Source organism: Anabaena sp. UHCC 0187 (assembly GCF_009712035.1).
GTDB lineage: Bacteria > Cyanobacteriota > Cyanobacteriia > Cyanobacteriales > Nostocaceae > Dolichospermum.
The window spans coordinates 29563-48391 of the sequence record NZ_VILB01000013.1; the positions used below are offsets into that span (position 1 = coordinate 29563).

Below are 18829 nucleotides of genomic sequence, written 5' to 3' on the forward strand. Positions count from 1 at the left end.
GTTCTGTAACTGTAGGTATTACCGATAACTATAATAATATTCCTCTAGTCAAAAATTCTAACAATGATATTTTTACTATTCACAGTAATAGTAAAAAAGCAAAACTGCAAATTAATCTTACAGGAAGTAGTTCTAATCTGGTAAATGAACTCGGAGTTTTTATCGTTGATGATACTGAAGGTAGAATTGATGGAATAGCTCCTGGTGCAGCAGGTTATGCTCAAGCTGCTCTTGATAGAGCTAGGGTAATTTTTTCTACTATTGTTAATAATCCGAATGGATTTAATGCAAATAATTTAGCACGAATATTGGAATTTAGTGCTGGTGATAATTTAAGATTTTATTTAGTGAAAAATAGTACCCTTGATGCCGTAAAAAATAGAACTACTTCAACTACAAATGTACTATTTTCTGAATCATCAAACCAAAAAATTACGGATTTAGGTACTGATGGTTTTTCCCTAGCTTGGAAAGATGGATCTGGTAAAAGTGTCAATGATTTCAGAGATTTAGTGGTACAGATTCAGTCCACAAATCAACCATTGCCTTTGGGGACAAATTTACAAGGAAAGCCACAAGGCGAAGTTATTGATTTACGAGGAATTACAAGTCAGGTAAAAGCTGATTTTGTGATTAACAGAGAAGCTGGTTACAACAATTTTGTAGGATTCTATCAAGTAATTGATGAAAATGGTGGGATTGATACGAATGGTGATGGTAATGCAGATATTCTGCCTGGACAGGCTGGTTATATTCAAGCCGCAGTTCGTGGACGTATTGCTGGTATTGACTTAACAGTTAATAACCAAGGTACTGCAAGTTACACAGGAACTTTTCAACCTGGTGCTATTTTTACACCATTTATTATTATTAATAGTAGACCAGAAGCCATTCTTGATAGTAATCCAAATAATGATCCGGCAGTTTATTTTCCATATTTAGCAGCTAATGCCGATAAAGTTGATCATATTAGGTTGTTAGGAAATAATGTTTTTGGCTTTGAGGATTTACCAAATGGTGGTGATCAAGATTTTAACGATATAACTGTACAAGTTAAATTAAAGGAAGTTTGATGAAACTAACCACAAAATTGCTATCTCAATGGAGAAATAGGGAAGAGAGAAATGTATTTTTACCAACATTTTGTAATTCGCAATTGGCAAGAAAAAGATCGCACTTTAGCAGCTAGAGTCATTAGTTCTGTATTATCAGAATACGGTTTACCTTGGCAACCAGAAGAAGCTGATAAAGATGTATTAAATATTGAAGAATATTATTTAGCAACTGGTGGAGAATTTTGGGTAATTGAATACCAAAATCAGATTGTCGGGACTGCGGCATATTACCCCATAAATCGTGGCGAAAAAGCTGTAGAAATTAGAAAAATGTATCTTTTACCAAAAGTGCGGGGTTTAGGATTAGGAAAATATTTATTACAACAACTAGAAATAGCAATTGCTTTGCGGGGATTTGAGAAAATTTGGATTGAAACTGCGAGTATTTTGGTTGAAGCTGTTAAACTTTATGAAAGTAATGGTTATCTACCAACCACAGGTGTAGAAACTACCAGATGCGATCGCGTTTATGTAAAATATCTATGATGAAGATATTCCAAAACTTTCTTAGTCTTTTTCTTAAATCCTCTTGTCCCCTGTGTCAACGTCCTACAGATAAGGAACTTTGTCCATATTGCATTAGGCAAATTCAAAGTTGTCACAAACAAAATCCCGCTTATTTATGGAAACAACCATTACCAATATTTGTGTGGGGAAGTTATGGTGGTGCAGTCAAAAGAGCGATCGCTGCATTAAAATATGAAAATCAGCCACAAATTGGTTATGTTTTCGGACAATGGTTAGGGGAATCATGGTTATTACATTCACCTCAACCACAGCAACAGGTTTTAGTTGTTCCTATCCCTATGCACCCGAAAAAACAAAAACAACGGGGTTTTAATCAAGCCGCATTAATAGCGGAGGGTTTTTGTAATGTTACAGGATATAAATTAAAAGTCAATGGTTTAGAACGCATTAAGGAAACTGAAGCCCTATTTAATTTATCCCCAGCCGAAAGACGAGAAACCCTCGCAGATGCTTTTATCCTTGGTAAAGATTTGCGTCGTCTTCCCAACATACCAATATTATTAGTGGATGATATTTATACTACTGGTGCTACTGTCAAAGCTGCTGTCAAGACCTTTGAACAACATCAAATTAAAGTCTTGGGTGTAGCTGCTGTTGCCACGACAAATAAACAAAAATAAAGCTATATTAAATTAGTTACCCTGTACTTGTGGGAACACTATTTAAATTTATGAAAAAGATTTTTACAGCGGGTTTCAGACAAATTTTAATTATTCCTATCACATTGCTAACCATAGGAATTGGGATAAAAACAGCCCTAGCACAAAATAAGTTATATAGCCCCATTCCTTTAACTAATTTTACAGAAATTTCTGATACTTTATCAAACAAAGATATTCCCACAGGACAGGGAGGATTTGCTCGTGATTATGCAGTTAAGTTAAATAAGGGTGATAATTTAGCCGTTGAGTTGTCATCAGAAAACTTTGATAGCATTATTACGCTATTAGCCCCTAATGGCTCAACAGTCCTAGAAAATGATGATGCTCCTGATGGTACAAGTAATTCTCTGTTATTTACCCGCATCACAGAAGCAGGAACTTACATTGTCCGCGTTCGCTCTTTTGGAGAAACTGGGGTAGGTAATTTTAAACTCAAAGTGACAAAGCTGCAACCAGTTAAATAGTTAAATAAGGGGGAGTCAGGAGTCAGGATATCAAACCCCAACTAGCACTTTTCTTACACCCCTACACCCCTACACCCTTAACTAACAGATTACCTACGTTTACCAGTACGACGTGGAGTAGGAGAACTAGAACCAGGCTTTTTCTCACCTGCTGCTGTGCGTGACGAGGGCTGTCTAGGCGACTTTTGGGAAGCAGATTTAGGAGCAGAACGACGAGTCCGTTGATTCCCACCACCACCACCAGAAGGAGCTTTGCGCCCATTGGGGATTGGTTCAGCCTTAATTTCTGGGTTGACTCCAAAACCAGCCACCACTTCTTTAGGTAAACGCTGCTCAATTAGTTTCTCAATATCCGCTAACAAATGGTGTTCATCAACACACACAAGGGATATGGCTTGACCTTCCGCACCAGCGCGTCCAGTCCGACCAATGCGATGCACATAATCCTCTGGGACATTGGGTAAATCGTAGTTAATAACGTGGGGTAGTTCGCTGATATCAAGACCCCGCGCGGCAATGTCAGTTGCTACCAATACCTGTAAAGTCCCATCTTTGAACTTAGCCAAAGCGTGAGTTCGCGCTCCCTGACTCTTATTACCGTGAATAGCTAGGGCTTGAATGCGGTCTTCACCCAATTGCTTCACCAATCTGTCAGCCCCATGCTTGGTGCGGCTAAACACTAATACTTGATACCATTTATTTTCCTGAATCAGATGAGAAAGTAATTGGCGTTTCCGTTCCCGGTCTACATGATAAACTTTTTGTGATATCGTGGCCGCAGTTACGTTTCGGCGGGCGACTTCAATCATTGTTGGGTTATGTAGTAACCCAGCCGCGAGGGTTTTGACTTTATCTGAGAACGTGGCAAAAAATAGTAAATTCTGCCGCTGTTTGGGCAAAAGCGAGAGGACACGGCGAATATCATTAATAAAACCCATGTCTAGCATTCGATCTGCTTCATCCAGTACCAACACTTCCACACGGGACAGGTTAACAGTCCCCTGTTGGACATGATCTAGCAGTCGTCCGGGGGTAGCCACCAAAATATCTACACGGGTTCTCAATTTTTGTTTTTGGGGACCAATACTAACTCCCCCAAACATCACCATCGAATTCAGATTTAAGTATTTACCGTAATCACGGACACTTTCTTGCACCTGTGCAGCGAGTTCACGGGTAGGTGTCAGAATTAACGCCCGAATTGGGGGAAATCCAGTAGTATGACTGGGAACGTTCTTATTAGCAGATAACCGATGTAAAAGTGGCAAAGTGAAGCTGGCGGTTTTACCAGTACCAGTTTGCGCTCCAGCTATAATATCACCTCCAGCCAATACCACAGGAATAGCCTGTTTCTGGATTGGTGTGGGTTTATCATATCCTCGCTCAGTGACAGCACGGACAATTTCAGGGGACAAGCCGAGATTAGAAAAAGACATAGAACTCCAAAAATAACATCGGCCTGTCGCCAATCACGGCTTCAGTCTTAGGCGGACGAATGGTTTAAAATCTTAAATGGGCAGTAAGCACCAAGACTAGGAGCAAATCCCACAGTTCCCCATCATAGCAGAGTTATCGTTAAATCGGAAACTATGTGCATCTGAAATTAATTTACAGAAGGAATTAAATATACTCTTTCTAAAACCTTTGTAGAGACGTTCCATGGAACGTCTCTACTTTTTTACCAGATGTGTCATTCCCAATAATTAGAGAATCACTATTGTTGGCTGGCTTTTTCCCTTAACCAAACTTCTAAATCACCAACTTCTGAAAAGTCTAATAACACATCTCCTAATGACTCCAATTCATCAGTAGATAATTCTTGAATTTGCTCTATTAAAGATAATTCAAGTTCCCCAAATCGGCGCTTTAATAACCGGAGAATTATCTGTTTTTCTCCTAGTTGTTCTCCCTCTTGTCTAGCTTTTTCTCTGTCTTCTTGATAAAGCGGTGCTAATCTCATCACTAACTCCCTATCATCTGTTTCTATTTGTTGATTAATGTTCAAGTTTTTCTGGAGGTTGTACAGCAATTCTAGCGTTACTTTCCGAAATGGATGATTTGCCGGTAGTGCTGCTAATTCATCAATTGCCTGTTTTTGAACTGTGCCACGTCCCAATACTCTCAACCACAATGTTTCTTGAGTACATGGTAACTGATGCAAGGCCACGATGACTGTCCGTAAATACTCAGGTAAAAAATGTACTCCTGCAACCCAGTCTGGTTTTTGAGTTGCACCAAATCCTGAGAGGATAGTGGACGATGCAGTAGGAGTGAGAATCCATAATTGCGGGACTTCTATATTTTGAATAGAAGTTTTATTGCGGTTTGCTTCTCGTTGTAATGCACTCCGCACTTCCAGTAATTTTAACAGACAATCACAGATTTCTTCTTTAGCTGCTGGATTGCGAAAAGGTTCAAAGATTGCAGGTTTAGTTGCCATCTTCCCCAATAACCCTAATATTTCTAAACTAGCATTTTGTGGAGAAAAAGGCGAAAATAATACATCTATTTCTCGAACTTCTGCTGCAACGCGACTAGGTGCTTGAATTTCTCCATAGGGTTTGAGTAACTCTTCTAAATAGTCTTTGGAAAATTGGTCATGAATAAATCGCGTCATTGAAAATCATGTAAGACAATGTGCTAATTACTCGGATTTTATCTGTTTTTTAGTATCTTTAGAAAAATGTTTGCAGAAAATAACTTTAGAAACAAGTCTTAATAATAAATATAGTGAGAGAATTAAAGATTAATCCAGCGACTTTGTAAACTATGGCTGAACTACCTAAAACCCTAGAAGATGCGATCGCTCAATCAACTGAAGCGGTAAAATCAGCTTTAGCTGATGGTATGACTCGTATTCAAGTTGAGTTATTATTTCCAGAACTCAAATTCATGACAGTTGCGGAACAGTTTCTTCCCCTGTTCACTGAATATGAATCCCGTCTCAAAGTCTTCTTTGCTGATGCTGGTGCGGCTGCTTTAGCCCGTCGTGATTGGACAGACGCACAATTCAAAATTTCCGATATTGGTACAGGTAGGGCTGCATCTTTAGAAGCGAAAATTCAGCCAGAAGATGAAATTTTCCTATTTATTGCTCCCACATCCGTAGAAGTTCCACAATTAGAAAAACTGTGTGAACTGATCGGGGAACGCCCCGTAATCATGTTAACACCCCGGCTAGAAGATTCTAGTGTCGTTGGTATTGGTTACACAGCCAGAGAAACCCGTCGTCGCTTCATTAGTACCATCGAATCTTGTTACTATATCCGTCCCGTAGATGATGAATCTGCCCTTTTCCGCTGCTACCCTGGAGTTTGGGAAGTATGGCTAGAAACAGAGGATGAATATCAAAAAGTTGCCGAACTCCCTAAAAAACCCTCTGGTGATGAATTAGACGCGATTCTGATGGGGGGACAAAGGGAAAATACTACGGACGCTACACCTGCGAGAAAACCCAGTGTGTTTAAGAGTTTGCAACGATTTATCAAGGCTTTGAGCAGTTAGGATCACAAAGTAGGGGCAAACCCCCTGTGGTTGCCCCAAATATGGGGGTAGGCATGGGGGCGCTACTTTTATATAATTTATTTTGCTTGCCTATTTACCAATTACAATTACCAATTACCAATTCCCCCATTATTGATTTTAAAGATGAAATTAATCTGTTCTCAAAGTGATCTTAGTAGCAATCTTTCCCTCGTTAGTCGTGCAGTCCCGTCCAGACCGACTCACCCTGTCCTTGCTAACATCTTATTACAAGCAGATGCCGAAACTAATCAAGTGAGTTTAACAGCTTTTGATCTGAGTTTAGGTATCCGTACCAGTTTTAGTGCCGAGGTATTAGAAAGTGGCGTGATCGCTCTCCCTGCCAAACTGCTTGTAGATATCACTTCTCGCTTACCAGAAGGGGAAATCACCCTTGATGACCAATCAGGAGATCCCAGTGGAGAAGGTATACTTGTTACCCTCAAACCCAAAAGCGGACGTTATCAAGTACGAGCCATGGGTGCAGAAGAATTTCCCGAATTACCAGTAATTGAAAACGCCGAAGCAATTACCCTCACCACTGCGGCACTAATTGAAGGGTTGAAAGGTTCTTTGTTTGCTACAAGTTCCGATGAAACCAAGCAAGTTCTCACAGGTGTACATTTAACTCTAAAACAAGACACTTTAGAATTTGCAGCCACGGACGGACACCGTTTAGCAGTGCTGGAAACCACTAATGAGCGTCCTGTGGAGGGGAGCGAACAGGTAGAGGTGACAGTACCGGCAAGAGCATTACGAGAACTACAACGGATGTTAGGACATAATTCTACATCAGAAGAAACTGTAGCAGTATATCTTGATCAAGGGCAAGTAGTATTTGCTTGGCAAAATCAACGGTTGACAAGCCGCACTTTAGAAGGACAATATCCCGCTTATCGGCAATTAATTCCTCGGCAATTTGAACGCCAAGTTACATTAGAAAGAAAGCAATTTATCAGCACTTTAGAACGAATTGCTGTGTTAGCAGATCAGAAAAATAATATTGTCAAAGTTAGCATTGATAATGCCAATCAAGAAATTACTTTATCTTGTGAAGCGCAAGATGTCGGTAGTGGGACAGAATCAATGCCAGCGCAAATATCTGGGGAAGATATAGACATCGCTTTTAATGTCAAATATCTCATGGAAGGTTTAAAAGAATTACCATCTTCCGAAATTCAAATGCACTTAAATCAAAGTTTAACTCCAGTAATTTTTACTCCTTTGGGTGGTTTGAAAATGACCTATTTGGCTATGCCTGTACAGCTTAGAAATTAGTTTTTGATTTGTTATATTGTGCGTTCCTTAACGCACTTTTTTATATCTTATTGTTCAATTAGCGTCTATATTCATCTCCACAATCACCAATTAACTGATATAAATCTCTTGACTGTTGAGAAACTGCATCTATTTTCCCTATATCCTCAGCATCTAAATTGAAACCAAACACCCTAGCATTATCTTCTAAATGTTCAGCAATTCCTAATCTTGCTCCCACAATTACCCCTCCTACTGCTGGCTGATTTAAAATGTAATTTACAGCCACATTAGCAATACTAACTTGATGTTTATCAGCAATTTGTTTTAGAGTATCTAGTAACTCTTGAAATAATTGCCAATTACCCCAGTTAGCAATCATTTGTTTGTATTTTCTCAAGCTAGTGGTGTTGATTTCTGAGCTTTTTGGTTCTGGTTTACCTAAATATTTTTCTGACAACAAACCACCGCAAACACTACCATAGGTAAATAGTTTGATGTCATTGTCTTGACAGAATTTAACCATATTTACTTGTGGTCTTCTGTCAACCAGGGAAAACTGGACTTGATTAGAAACAATCTTGATTCCTGCTTCTGTAATAATTTGCAAATGTTCCGTATCAAAATTAGTTAAAGCTAAATGTTTGATTTTCCCTTCAGTTTGCAATTCTGCCATATATTTGAGAGCATCTAAATAATTAGAATCTCGATAATCCCACCAATGGAACTGCATTAAATCCAATGATTTAACATCCATTCTTCTCAAAGAAATATCAATATTGTCCTCGACAAGTTTTTTTGTCATCTTCCCCGCACGCGGAACCCATTTTGTAAAAGCTTGAATATTATTTGCAGCTTCTTCTCCACGAGTTGCAATTAATTGACGACGAAATTCACCAATAAAATCTTCTGCGGGTCCATAATGATCTGCTAAATCCCATGTTGTAAAACCTGCATCTACATATTGAAACATGGACTCAATAGCAGTTGTGGGGTTAATGCGTCCATGTCCTCCCGAAACTTGCCACATTCCATTTAAAATTCGGCAAATTTTCAAATCTGGGGTAAATTGTAAATAGCTTGATTGAGGTAACATCATATTTTTTATCTTGTTATTTCCAGTCTTTTTCTGCTTGTTCCAAAACATAAGCCGCAACTTTTTGAATTTCCTCTGTTGTCAATCTTTCTTTATAGGCTGACATATTATTTTTACCATTAGTAACAATGGCTGTAATCGCTTCTAAAGAATCCATTCCATATTTTTTGAGGGCATTCTTTTTGAGGTTTTTACCACGTCTAATAATGTTTCCTCCATTAATATGACAACCAGCACAATGGAAACTAAAAATTTCTGTACCATTTGCTGTATCTAAAGCATTAGCAGGTAAGGTAAAATTGATAGTCCACAAGCAAAATGTGCATAATATCAATATTATTACTTTTTTCATAAAGCTTCAAAATCAGAGATGAAGCCGACAAATTTTGTACATTCTTCTTGAAAAGCTTCTGCTTCGCTGACATCTTCAATTTTATAGGACATAATGCGTTTTCCATCTGGCATTTTTTTAGAACCAATCAATTCAGCTTGGTAATTTTCTGCCATTTTCTTAAATTCAACAGCATATACTTTCCAAGCTTCACCATCACAAGTGATATTTACCTGCCACATAATTAAAATCTAGTTATTGACCAATATTGATTATTTCATAAATTGGCAACATTTAACTAAAAAAATCAAAGATTCAGGGATATTGTGATTAATGTACTTTAAACTACCTGGAGATAGATATGATTTTATATCTTTAGAGGGTGTTAATAGCAAAAATATTTCGCCATACTGAATGTAAGTGTTGTATCGAGATTTGTATTCAATATGACCATGAATAAAAACGTTAAAGAACAAATTCAATTAGATTTACGCCAAGCTCAAGAAACAGGACAATTAAAATCTGAACGGATTCGGGAAATTGTCAAATCTGCTGTTTCTCAAGTAGGTTCTGAGTTTCAAGAAGGTTCTCATGAACTGCGTAATTTAGTTAATGATGCTGTTTCTACTGTTGTTGATAATTTACAAGAAAAAGGTAGTGAGTTCAAAGAAGGAGTGGTAGCTTCAATCGAAGGAGCTATGGAAGCTATAAATCTGAAAAAACACTCAGCTATTGTTAAAACCCAAGGAGAAATAAAGCAATTACAAGCTCAATTAGATCGGGAGGAAGAAGAACTACAAGCAGAAATTGAAGGAATGTTAACCAAGATAGTAGAAACCAGTCAAGATAAATCAGCAGATACAAAAATTGCTATTGATTCAGCAATTGATTCTATCAAAGATAGTGAAGAAATCGGATTATTAAAGAAACGCTATGCACAATTACAAGCACAATCAGCAATTGTCAAAGCAAATTTATCTGCACGTTATAGTGGAAGTGATCAAGAGGTACAGGATTATTTAAATGAAGCAAAACAATGGTGTGATAAATCCCATCCGAAAGCTGAATCTATCACTGTACAGGTAAAAGAAAGTTACTCACTTCTAGAACAAAAAATGTCAGATGCAGGTGCAGTTATAGCTAAAAAAGAACGTCAATTAAAACAAACTTTACGCGAGTTACTTTTAGCAACCGCTGATTTATTCAAAGATAAAGATATTCGGGCTTAAAGACTAACTATCCTATTTGATTTGAAAGTTAGCTCCTCGACTTCTCTAAGCAGTCGGGGAGCTTGTTAATGGCTATGCTTAATAAGTACCTTCCTCTCTATTAATATTTTCTTCATGCTTGACAATTACCCAAACTGCATGAATGCTACCAGGAAGCCAACCAAGCAGAGTCAGCAAAATATTAATTAACAAAGTTGGCCCAAATCCAACTGTGAGAAAAACCCCTAAAGGGGGTAAAAATACACCGAGCAGTATCCGTAATAAGTTCATGGATATTTCCTAGTTTTTAAATTGGGTTTACCTATTGACTATCTTGTAATTCAAATCCTTTTTCTGCGAAGTATTTACTAAGAAAGGTATTAGCTAAAGACAGAACTACAGGACCGATAATAAAAGCGATAAATCCTTGAACTTGAAACCCTGGAACTAAAACTGATGCTAACCAAAAGCAAATTCCGTTGACAATTAGGGAAAATCCCCCCAAGGAGAGATATGTCAAAGGTAAAGATAAGATATTGATAGTTGGTTTAATTCCACTATTAATTAAACCAATCACAACAGCAGCAATTAACGCTGCGGGAAAATTAGCAATATTTACACCAGGAACAACTAAATCAACAATCAGCAAACTTAAAGCTGTAGCGAGTGCGATGAAAAAGTATGACAACATTTTTTACCTCAGTAGCAGCAATACCAGTGCTAACTACTATTTTTCACCAGGGATTAATTTTTCACATCTTTTCTTGGGTAGAATTCTTATCTATCTGAGGTTAGAGTTAATTTTTCTCACGCAGAGAGGATTATTGTTTAATTCCTTTCATGGATAAACTTATGCGTTTGAGTTTTTCGTTGATTTCTAAAACTTGTACTTTGACAACTTGTCCAACTTTGACGATTTTTTTGGGATCATCTACAAATTTATCAGCAAGTTGGGAAATATGCACTAAACCATCTTGATGGACTCCAATATCAACGAAAGCACCGAAGTTAGCAACATTGCTAATGATTCCTTCTAATTGCATTCCTACGGTTAAATCCCTAATTTCTTTGATTCCTTCTTTAAAGGTAGCATATTTAAATTCCGCACGAGGATCTCTTCCCGGTTTTTCTAATTCGCTGAGAATATCGCGCAGAGTTGGTTCTCCAATCGTATCAGTAACGTATTTTTTGATGTTGGCTTTTTTGAGGTTTTCTGCAACTTGTGTAACTTGATTTAAGGATACTCCTAAATCAGCCGCGATAGATTTTACCAGAGAGTAACTTTCTGGATGAACTGCGGTATTATCTAAGGGATTTTCACCACCACGAATTCTTAAAAACCCGGCGGCTTGTTCAAAGGCTTTTGGTCCTAATTTCGCTACTTTCAAAAGTTGACGACGATTTTTAAAGGCTCCATTTTGGTTACGATAGGCAATAATATTATTGGCTATGGTTGGGGTAATTCCCGAAACAAATGTCAGCAGTTCTTTAGAAGCAGTATTTAAATCCACACCCACATAGTTAACGCAACTTTCGACGGTTTCATCTAATTTCTTTTTCAGTAATTTTTGATCAACATCATGTTGATATTGTCCCACACCAATTGATTTAGGATCTATTTTCACTAATTCGGCTAAAGGATCTTGTAATCTTCTCCCAATACTAATTGCACCCCGCACGGTAATATCTAAATCAGGAAATTCTTCTCTAGCTACGTCGCTGGCAGAATATATAGATGCACCAGATTCATTTACCATAACTTTAACTGGTTTATGGGCTATATTTGGTAATACTTCCGCGACAAATTCTTCTGTTTCCCGTGAAGCTGTGCCATTACCAATAGCGATTAATTGGATTTGGTATTTTTCAAGGAGTTTTTTAATAGTTTGGGCGGCTTTTTGGCGTTGTTCTGCTGCTTGGTGGGGAAAGACAGCTTGATATTCTAAAAATTGCCCAGTTTCATCTAAAATAGCCACTTTACACCCGGTTCTAAAACCTGGATCTATAGCCATTGTCGGTTTCATTCCTGCGGGTGCGGATAACAGCAATTCTCGCAAATTGGTTTCAAAGGTTTTGATTGATTCTATGTCAGCAAAGGTTTTTTTCTCGTTTGTTACTTCGCTAAGTAATGAGGTTTTCATCAAGCGGTTAAAACTATCTTTTAACATTCCTTGATAAAAATCTCGAATATTGCGAACTTTAGTTTTTATTTCTTGAGATTCTAAATAACCCAGAACAAAATCTTCGTCAAAAGCAACTTCAAAACTGAGGATTTTTTCATCTTCTCCTCGACATAAAGCCAACAGATTATGAGGGGCGATATTTTTGACTTTAATCTGATAATTTCGGTACATTTCAAATTTGGTTGTTCCTTCAGGATGTTCGTCTTTAATCCGAGACACAAACACCCCATTTTCTAACAGGTATTCGCGGATATATGCGCGTGATTCTGCTTTTTCTGCTACTTCTTCAGCTAAAATATCAGACGCACCTTTTAAAGCTTCATCTGCGCTTTTTACTCCCAAGGTTTCCGAAATATACTTTGCTGATTCTGCCTCTAAAGATGCAGAAATACCATTTTTGACATTTAGGGATTTAATAAAAGTTGCGAGTGCTTCTAGCCCTTTTTCTCTGGCAATGGTAGCACGGGTGCGGCGTTTGGGGCGATAGGGTAAATATAAATCCTCAAGTTCGGTTTTTTGTAAACAGGATGCTATTTTGGTTTGTAGTTCTGGGGTGAGTTTACCTTGTTCAGAAATCCCATTGACAATTACTTTCTTTCTGTCTTCTAACTGCGTTAAGTAATTATGCCTATCTTGTAAATCCCGTAGTTGCACTTCATCCATTTCATCTGTTCTTTCTTTACGGTAACGCGCAATAAAGGGAATTGTCGCTCCTTCTGCTAAAAGTTCCAGTGCGTTTTGAATCTGCTGGGGTTTAAGTTGTAGTTCACTTGCAAGAAGTTGGGAAATGTTCAACATTGGATATTTAAATTGAAAGTGTTAAATTGATTCCAGCACGAATAGATAGTGTTAACTTAATTTAGCAAATAATGGCATCATTTGAAAATAGCTATTTTATGGCTTTGCAATAAATTTCTTGCCATTTTGCCTTACTTAAGTATATGATCAATAACGTTCCAGAAAATAGTTTAAACCTACTGGTATTAACAGTAGCTCGTAATTTAGAGATTAGTAAAAATGCCTTTATTTTTCTTGATGACATTAGTTACAGGTGTAATCACTGGCTATCTCTTCAAAAGAAATGATGATGAAATCACCAATATTGCAGGTGTTTTAACCGCCGTCATTTTTATTGTGAGTTTAGTATTAGCACCCTGGCAAATTCAGTTTGGTATGTTGATGTTTGTGGTCATTGTCAGTAACAAACTGCTGAATAAAAATTGGTTTTAAGCCAATTTTTGCAATTTAGAAACGAAATACAATCAAGTCGGCGATTATCCACCCTCTATCAAAGTTAATAATTGAGGGGAAATGAGGGTGTTGATACTTGGATAAAATATAGAATAGTCTCAAAGATAAAAAAGGATCTCACCTCCTTACTATGTTTTACAGATTTTAAACCTTTTTGGTACAACTAAGGTTTATCAAGCTTCCGCTTATTGCGCCTTTTTACTACCCTAACATCAAAAATAACTATATCAACTAGCAAGACTGACGCAGAATAAAGAAAATCTGGTTTATATTACAAGTATTAACTAAATAAAATATATGTAGTTTTGATGATGCTGAAAAAACTCATTCTCGAAAATTGGAAAAGTTTCCGTTATGCTGAACTTCCACTTGATCCTTTAACTGTGCTTATTGGCACTAATGCAAGTGGTAAGTCTAATGTGGTTGAAGCTTTGGAATTTTTGCAAAGAATAGCGAACGGTGAAAATATTGAAGCAGCTTTAGCAGGAGATAAAACACTTTCTTCTATTCGTGGTGGTGTTGAATTAGCTGCAAGAAAAGGTGAAAATGATTTTAGTTTAAAGGTATTAGTTTCAGGTGAGGATGATGACAAAGATTATTTATATGTTATAAAAACACAAACACTACCTGAGTGTAAATTCGTAAAAGAATATATTGAGAGTTATATATATACCCAAGATACTACTTCTAATAAATTAACAAGATTTACTGTAAAACAAATACACTCTAATGCTAAAAGTGGCATAAAAAAAATAGGTCATAATTTTAATTATAGTGATATTATCATTAATAATATTTATCATGAAATTGGTGAAAACGGTGGTCTAATTATAGGTAAAGAGCTTGAAGATAACTTCTTACCTGCAAAAAAGAAAGCGCAAGAATTTATTATTTCTAATTTAGAAAATCTTTTCATACTCAATCCCATTCCTTCTAAAATGCGCGATTTTTCACGACTTTCTGAAGATATAGAAAGTGATGGTTCAAATATCGGAGGTGTATTAGCAGCATTACCAGATGAACAAAAAATAGAAGTTGAATCAAATCTATCTTACTATATCAAAGATTTACCAGAAGGTGATATTAAAAAAGTATGGGCAGAAAAAGTAGGAAGATTGGGTACAGATGCAATGCTTTACTGTCAAGAAGAATGGAAACCAGGAGAAATCATAGAAATTGATGCGAGAAGTATGTCAGATGGAACATTACGCTTTCTAGCTATTCTCACAGCATTATTAACCCGTCCTGAAGGTAGTCAAATTGTCATAGAAGAAATAGATAATGGTTTACATCCTTCCCGTGCAGCATTATTGGTGAAAATATTAAAAGAAATTGGCAGTAAACGTAATATTGATATTTTACTTACTACCCATAACCCAGCTTTACTAGATGCTTTTGGTTCGGAAATAGTCCCCTTTGTAGTTGTCGCACATCGAGATTCAGAAACAGGAGAAAGTAAACTTACCCTTTTAGAAGATATTGACAACTTCCCCAAATTGTTTGCATCCTATTCCTTGGGACAAATGACAACAAAAGGCGCAATTGAACGCAGCCTTTCTCATGGGGAGTAATTGAAAATATGAGAAAAGTTTTATTAATAGATACATCTTTATTGTGCGTTTGGTTAAAAGTTCCAGGTAAAGAAACTGCTGGTAATAATAAATGGGATTTTGAACTTGTTAACGAGAAAATCCTCACAGAAATTGAAAAAGGAACAACCTTGGTACTTCCATTAGCCACAGTTATAGAAACAGGAAATCATATTGCCCAAGCTAAAACTACAAATTCAGATAGTAAAAGAATAACATCAGAAAAATTTGCCCAAATCATGATTTATGCTGCTGATGAAACAAGTCCTTGGGCTGCTTTTCGTGAACAAATTGTACTATGGGAAGCAGAAGGATTGAAAAATTTAGCCGAAAAATTTCCTAATCAAGTTGTAGAAAAAACTTCTATGGGAGATGCGAGTATTGTAGTTCTGGGTTGGTATTACTATCATGAAAAAGGGTTTCATGTAGAATTTCTGACAGACGATAATGGTTTAAAATCTCAAGAACCACCACAGCCTCAGCCACCAACACGCCGCAGTAGTCGTGGAAAATAATGAGAGTATTAACTAAATTCATCCACAAATGGCGGAAAACCCTACAGCCTAACTGCCAACAACGGCTTTCATAGATTTGTTAGACTGAATACACCAGGATTTTTTCAGTCACATCTGTAGATAACGCCAGCAGACGAGGCACTTCATGCTTACAAATACCCTAATTCTCTCAAATCAACTTCCCAGTTTACAATATTCATCCACCACAGAACGCTTCGATGACACTTGGGAAGCACCACTGGCGACCCTTTTGGGACTAGGACGCGCTGCCGGTGCTGATTTTGTGGAATACTTCTTAGAACGTCGCAACTACATCAGTTGTTTAGCCGAAGAAGACACCATCACCAGCATTTCCCCCAGTTTAGCTACCGGTGCGGGAGTGCGAGTATTTCGCGGCAAAGCTGACTGCTACGTTAGCACCAATAACCTCACATTTGCCGGTTTAAAAGCCGCCTTAGAAAAAGCACTTTCCATCTTAGGATTACAACTACCCGGACCGAGTGCCTTCATTCCTGAAATCAACCTAGAACTACTCAGAGACTACGCCAGCAAACGCGGTAAAGACGGTTGGCTACCCCTATGTAGTTCTATCAGCGAAATGGGAGAAGTCCTCCTTGATGGTACAGCCCAACTCAACAAAAAAGCTACCCACGTCCAATCCCGCCGCGCTTCCTACTTCCGCGATTGGCAAGAAGTCTTAGTTGCAGGTAGTGACGGCACATTTGCCCGTGATATCCGCCTCACCCAGTCCGTTGGCTTTAATCTGCTTTGTGCTGACGGTGCTAACCGCTCTTCCATTGGCGAACGGGCAGGTAACACCAGTGACGCGAACTTCCTCAGAACCTGGGATTATCAACAAGCCTCTGAACACATCGCCGAATCTGCTGGTAAAATGCTTTACGCAGATTACGTAGAATCAGGAACTTACCCGATTATCATGGCCAATCACTTTGGCGGCGTAATTTTCCATGAAGCCTGCGGACACCTTTTAGAAACCACCCAAATTGAACGCAAAACCACACCATTTGCCGATAAAAAAGGTGAAAAAATTGCCCATGAAAGTTTAACAGCTTGGGACGAAGGAAGGGCTGACAATGCCTTTGGCACAATTGATATGGATGATGAAGGAATGCCCGCCCAAAGAACATTATTAATTGAAAAAGGCATCCTCAAAAACTTCCTCGCTGATAGAACCGGTTCAGTGCGGACAGGACACCCCAGAACAGGCAGTGGCCGCCGTCAAAACTACACCTATGCCGCCGCTAGTCGGATGCGAAATACATATATTGATTGTGGAGAACACACAACAGAAGACCTATTTGCCTCCGTTGATAAAGGCATTTACTGTAAGAAAATGGGTGGCGGAAGTGTCGGCGCAACAGGACAATTTAACTTTAGCGTTGATGAAGCTTACTTAATAGAAAATGGCAAAATTACCAAACCATTAAAAGGTGCTACCCTCATCGGTGAAGCTAAGGAAATCATGAATAAAATTTCCCTATGTTCTCAAGATTTAGAACTAGCTCCCGGCTTTTGTGGTTCTGTTAGTGGCAGCATTTACACTACAGTTGGACAACCACATATCAAAGTTGATTCCATCACCGTTGGCGGAAGATAAAAACAACAGATAAAAATCATGAACCGAAAACAGATAAACCATACATATTATCTAAATCTATCTGTTTTCTTCCTTTGCGCCTACTCTTCGAGATCACGAAGCGTGATTGCGCCTTTGCGTGAGACTTTCATCTTAAAATTCAATCATGTCTAACATTCAAGAAATCGCCACCTCCGCTCAAGAAAATGCCGCCAAACTTGGCATTAAAAAATTCGACATTTACGGCTCAACTGTAGATGATACCAGCGTTCAAGTTGATCAAGGTGAACCCAAACAAGTTAAAGCTTCCAATCGTTCTGGGGTAACAGTTCGGGTTTGGAATGAAGAAAATACAATGGGTGTTACTAGCACCACAGATGTAGATCCTAAAGGATTAGAATTAGCCCTGAAAACAGCTTACGAAGCCAGCTTTTTTGGGGTGAAAGAAAATGTTCCTGATTTTAGTCCAGAAGCAACTATTCCTATTCCTAATACACATCAGAAAAAAGCTCTGCAAGCACCTGTTTCTGAACTAATAGAAAAGCTATTAGTAGCAGAAAAAGAATTAATGGCAAAACATCCTGCCATTACAAGTGTGCCTTATAATGGTTTAGCACAAAGAGATATTGACAGATTTTATCTCAATAGTGATGGTGCTGTGAGAACTGAATCTCATTCTTTAGCTTCTATCTATTTGTACAGCAAAACTGAAGAGGAAAATAAAAAACCCCGCAGTGCTGGTGCTTATCGAGTTAAGGAAAGTGTAGCTGAGTTAGATATTGCAGGTTGTATTCAAGAAACTGCTGATAAAACTATCAGTCATTTGCATTATGAAAAAATCAAAACTGGTAAGTATCAAGTAGTTTTCTCTCCTGAAGCTTTTTTAAGTTTATTGGGTGCTTTTTCTAATTTATTTAATGCCCAAAGTATCCTTGATAATCAAAGTTTATCGAAAACTGATGATATCGGTAAAGAACTGGCTTCACCTTTACTTTCAGTTTATGATGATGCTTTACATCCTGCTAATATTGGAGCAGAAAGTTTTGATGGTGAAGGTACTCCCACCCGGCAAATTAAGTTAATAGAAAAAGGCATTTTAACTAGCTTTTTGCATAGTGCGGGAACTGCAAAACGGTTAAATGCTCAACCTACAGGTAATGCTAGTATTGGCGCAAAAGTAAGCGTCAGTCCTAATTTTTATCACGTTTTTGCAGCAGGAACACCGGAACAAGAGTTGAGTTTGGAAACTGCGGAAAATGTGATTTTAATTGATGATTTACAAGCTCTTCATGCGGGTGTTAAGGCTTTACAAGGTTCTTTTTCTTTGCCTTTTGATGGTTGGTTAGTTAATAAGGGTGAGAAAACCAGTATTGAGTCAGCCACCGTAGCTGGTGATTTCTTAGAAGTTTTGAAATCAATTGTTTTTGTGGAGAAAGAGGTAGAGTTAACACCAGGGGGAGTTGCACCTAGAGTTTGGGTAAGCGAACTTTCGATTACTGGAGATTAATATC

20 protein-coding genes are annotated in these 18829 nt (G+C 37.9%); 12 read left to right on the forward strand and 8 right to left on the reverse strand.

Going from position 1 to position 18829, the window contains the following annotated elements; translation table 11 throughout:
• The 4 genes from FJR11_RS13085 to FJR11_RS13100 form a co-directional block, all read left to right on the forward strand.
• On the forward strand, positions 1–1073 hold a 1073-nt coding region (locus FJR11_RS13085; protein WP_168504342.1), incomplete at its 5' end, for a DUF4114 domain-containing protein.
• A 51-nt stretch (positions 1074–1124) separates the two neighbouring features.
• Entirely contained in the window at positions 1125–1601 is a 477-nt protein-coding gene (locus tag FJR11_RS13090; RefSeq protein WP_168504344.1) for a GNAT family N-acetyltransferase, read from the forward strand.
• Positions 1598–2263: a ComF family protein gene (locus FJR11_RS13095; RefSeq protein WP_168504346.1), complete on the forward strand. Its 666-nt coding sequence runs from the start codon at positions 1598–1600 to the stop codon at positions 2261–2263. Before FJR11_RS13090 ends, FJR11_RS13095 begins: the two co-directional genes overlap by 4 nt.
• Positions 2264–2313: 50 nt before the next feature.
• Entirely contained in the window at positions 2314–2769 is a 456-nt protein-coding gene (locus FJR11_RS13100; RefSeq protein ID WP_168504347.1) for a PPC domain-containing protein, read from the forward strand.
• Positions 2770–2858: 89 nt separating this feature from the next.
• Here the strand turns inward: FJR11_RS13100 and FJR11_RS13105 are convergent, their stop codons facing one another.
• Together FJR11_RS13105 and FJR11_RS13110 are read right to left on the reverse strand one after the other, a co-directional pair.
• Positions 2859–4205 (reverse strand): DEAD/DEAH box helicase, encoded by a 1347-nt coding sequence (locus FJR11_RS13105; protein WP_168504349.1) that lies wholly within the window; start codon positions 4203–4205, stop codon positions 2859–2861.
• 278 nt (positions 4206–4483) lie between these two features.
• Positions 4484–5386, reverse strand: a complete 903-nt coding sequence (locus FJR11_RS13110) for a DUF4351 domain-containing protein (RefSeq protein ID WP_168504352.1) — start codon at positions 5384–5386, stop codon at positions 4484–4486.
• A 152-nt stretch (positions 5387–5538) separates the two neighbouring features.
• Here FJR11_RS13110 and FJR11_RS13115 point away from each other — a divergent pair, with 152 nt between their 5' ends.
• Both FJR11_RS13115 and dnaN read left to right on the forward strand, forming a co-directional pair.
• Positions 5539–6273: a DUF1995 family protein gene (locus FJR11_RS13115; protein ID WP_168504354.1), complete on the forward strand. Its 735-nt coding sequence runs from the start codon at positions 5539–5541 to the stop codon at positions 6271–6273.
• 144 nt (positions 6274–6417) lie between these two features.
• Positions 6418–7569, forward strand: a complete 1152-nt coding sequence (gene dnaN, locus FJR11_RS13120) for a DNA polymerase III subunit beta (RefSeq protein WP_168504356.1) — start codon at positions 6418–6420, stop codon at positions 7567–7569.
• A gap of 58 nt (positions 7570–7627) precedes the next feature.
• Here dnaN and FJR11_RS13125 read toward each other — a convergent pair whose 3' ends face one another.
• From FJR11_RS13125 to FJR11_RS13135, 3 genes are read right to left on the reverse strand one after another with little or no spacing between them, the layout of a single operon-like run.
• The gene (locus tag FJR11_RS13125; RefSeq protein WP_168504358.1) at positions 7628–8647 is read right to left on the reverse strand and encodes an aldo/keto reductase; all 1020 of its coding nucleotides are present in this window, start codon (positions 8645–8647) and stop codon (positions 7628–7630) included.
• Between the two features lie 13 nt (positions 8648–8660).
• Positions 8661–8996 (reverse strand): cytochrome c6 PetJ, encoded by a 336-nt coding sequence (gene petJ, locus FJR11_RS13130; protein ID WP_168504360.1) that lies wholly within the window; start codon positions 8994–8996, stop codon positions 8661–8663.
• Complete coding sequence (locus tag FJR11_RS13135) at positions 8993–9217, reverse strand: hypothetical protein (protein WP_168504362.1); 225 nt, start codon at positions 9215–9217, stop codon at positions 8993–8995. The genes petJ and FJR11_RS13135 overlap by 4 nt, the downstream gene beginning before the upstream one ends.
• 210 nt (positions 9218–9427) lie before the next feature.
• Between FJR11_RS13135 and FJR11_RS13140 the strand changes: the two genes are divergently transcribed.
• A complete protein-coding gene (locus tag FJR11_RS13140) occupies positions 9428–10204 on the forward strand; it encodes a histidine kinase (RefSeq protein WP_168504364.1) in 777 nt (258 codons plus the stop codon).
• 78 nt (positions 10205–10282) lie between these two features.
• Here the strand turns inward: FJR11_RS13140 and FJR11_RS13145 are convergent, their stop codons facing one another.
• From FJR11_RS13145 to FJR11_RS13155, 3 genes are all read right to left on the reverse strand, one after another.
• On the reverse strand, positions 10283–10474 hold the full coding sequence (locus tag FJR11_RS13145; protein ID WP_168504366.1) for a YqaE/Pmp3 family membrane protein: 192 nt from the start codon (positions 10472–10474) through the stop codon (positions 10283–10285).
• 31 nt (positions 10475–10505) lie between these two features.
• Positions 10506–10874 (reverse strand): phage holin family protein, encoded by a 369-nt coding sequence (locus FJR11_RS13150; RefSeq protein ID WP_168504368.1) that lies wholly within the window; start codon positions 10872–10874, stop codon positions 10506–10508.
• Positions 10875–11004: 130 nt separating this feature from the next.
• Positions 11005–13164, reverse strand: a complete 2160-nt coding sequence (locus FJR11_RS13155; protein ID WP_168504370.1) for a Tex family protein — start codon at positions 13162–13164, stop codon at positions 11005–11007.
• Positions 13165–13383: 219 nt separating this feature from the next.
• On the opposite strand from FJR11_RS13155, the gene FJR11_RS13160 reads away from it, so the two are divergent.
• From FJR11_RS13160 to FJR11_RS13180, 5 genes are all read left to right on the forward strand, one after another.
• A complete protein-coding gene (locus FJR11_RS13160; protein ID WP_168504372.1) occupies positions 13384–13596 on the forward strand; it encodes a hypothetical protein in 213 nt (70 codons plus the stop codon).
• Positions 13597–13928: 332 nt separating this feature from the next.
• A complete protein-coding gene (locus FJR11_RS13165) occupies positions 13929–15188 on the forward strand; it encodes an AAA family ATPase (protein WP_168504374.1) in 1260 nt (419 codons plus the stop codon).
• A gap of 8 nt (positions 15189–15196) precedes the next feature.
• Complete coding sequence (locus tag FJR11_RS13170; protein WP_168504376.1) at positions 15197–15721, forward strand: hypothetical protein; 525 nt, start codon at positions 15197–15199, stop codon at positions 15719–15721.
• A gap of 145 nt (positions 15722–15866) precedes the next feature.
• Positions 15867–17339, forward strand: coding sequence for a TldD/PmbA family protein (locus FJR11_RS13175; protein ID WP_168504378.1), 1473 nt, complete (start codon positions 15867–15869; stop codon positions 17337–17339).
• A gap of 145 nt (positions 17340–17484) precedes the next feature.
• Positions 17485–18825 (forward strand): TldD/PmbA family protein, encoded by a 1341-nt coding sequence (locus FJR11_RS13180; protein WP_168504380.1) that lies wholly within the window; start codon positions 17485–17487, stop codon positions 18823–18825.
• Positions 18826–18829: the final 4 nt, after the last annotated feature.

Coding starts and splice junctions, on each gene's coding strand:
- FJR11_RS13100 (WP_168504347.1), top strand. CDS start 2,314: ATGAAAAAGATTTTTACAGCGGGTTTCAGACAAATTTTAATTATTCCT.
- dnaN (WP_168504356.1), top strand. CDS start 6,418: ATGAAATTAATCTGTTCTCAAAGTGATCTTAGTAGCAATCTTTCCCTC.
- FJR11_RS13150 (WP_168504368.1), bottom strand. CDS start 10,874: ATGTTGTCATACTTTTTCATCGCACTCGCTACAGCTTTAAGTTTGCTG.
- FJR11_RS13155 (WP_168504370.1), bottom strand. CDS start 13,164: ATGTTGAACATTTCCCAACTTCTTGCAAGTGAACTACAACTTAAACCC.
- FJR11_RS13110 (WP_168504352.1), bottom strand. CDS start 5,386: ATGACGCGATTTATTCATGACCAATTTTCCAAAGACTATTTAGAAGAG.
- FJR11_RS13175 (WP_168504378.1), top strand. CDS start 15,867: ATGCTTACAAATACCCTAATTCTCTCAAATCAACTTCCCAGTTTACAA.
- FJR11_RS13095 (WP_168504346.1), top strand. CDS start 1,598: ATGATGAAGATATTCCAAAACTTTCTTAGTCTTTTTCTTAAATCCTCT.
- FJR11_RS13160 (WP_168504372.1), top strand. CDS start 13,384: ATGCCTTTATTTTTCTTGATGACATTAGTTACAGGTGTAATCACTGGC.
- FJR11_RS13170 (WP_168504376.1), top strand. CDS start 15,197: ATGAGAAAAGTTTTATTAATAGATACATCTTTATTGTGCGTTTGGTTA.
- petJ (WP_168504360.1), bottom strand. CDS start 8,996: ATGAAAAAAGTAATAATATTGATATTATGCACATTTTGCTTGTGGACT.
- FJR11_RS13180 (WP_168504380.1), top strand. CDS start 17,485: ATGTCTAACATTCAAGAAATCGCCACCTCCGCTCAAGAAAATGCCGCC.
- FJR11_RS13140 (WP_168504364.1), top strand. CDS start 9,428: ATGAATAAAAACGTTAAAGAACAAATTCAATTAGATTTACGCCAAGCT.
- FJR11_RS13115 (WP_168504354.1), top strand. CDS start 5,539: ATGGCTGAACTACCTAAAACCCTAGAAGATGCGATCGCTCAATCAACT.
- FJR11_RS13090 (WP_168504344.1), top strand. CDS start 1,125: ATGTATTTTTACCAACATTTTGTAATTCGCAATTGGCAAGAAAAAGAT.
- FJR11_RS13135 (WP_168504362.1), bottom strand. CDS start 9,217: ATGTGGCAGGTAAATATCACTTGTGATGGTGAAGCTTGGAAAGTATAT.
- FJR11_RS13105 (WP_168504349.1), bottom strand. CDS start 4,205: ATGTCTTTTTCTAATCTCGGCTTGTCCCCTGAAATTGTCCGTGCTGTC.
- FJR11_RS13145 (WP_168504366.1), bottom strand. CDS start 10,474: ATGAACTTATTACGGATACTGCTCGGTGTATTTTTACCCCCTTTAGGG.
- FJR11_RS13125 (WP_168504358.1), bottom strand. CDS start 8,647: ATGATGTTACCTCAATCAAGCTATTTACAATTTACCCCAGATTTGAAA.
- FJR11_RS13165 (WP_168504374.1), top strand. CDS start 13,929: ATGCTGAAAAAACTCATTCTCGAAAATTGGAAAAGTTTCCGTTATGCT.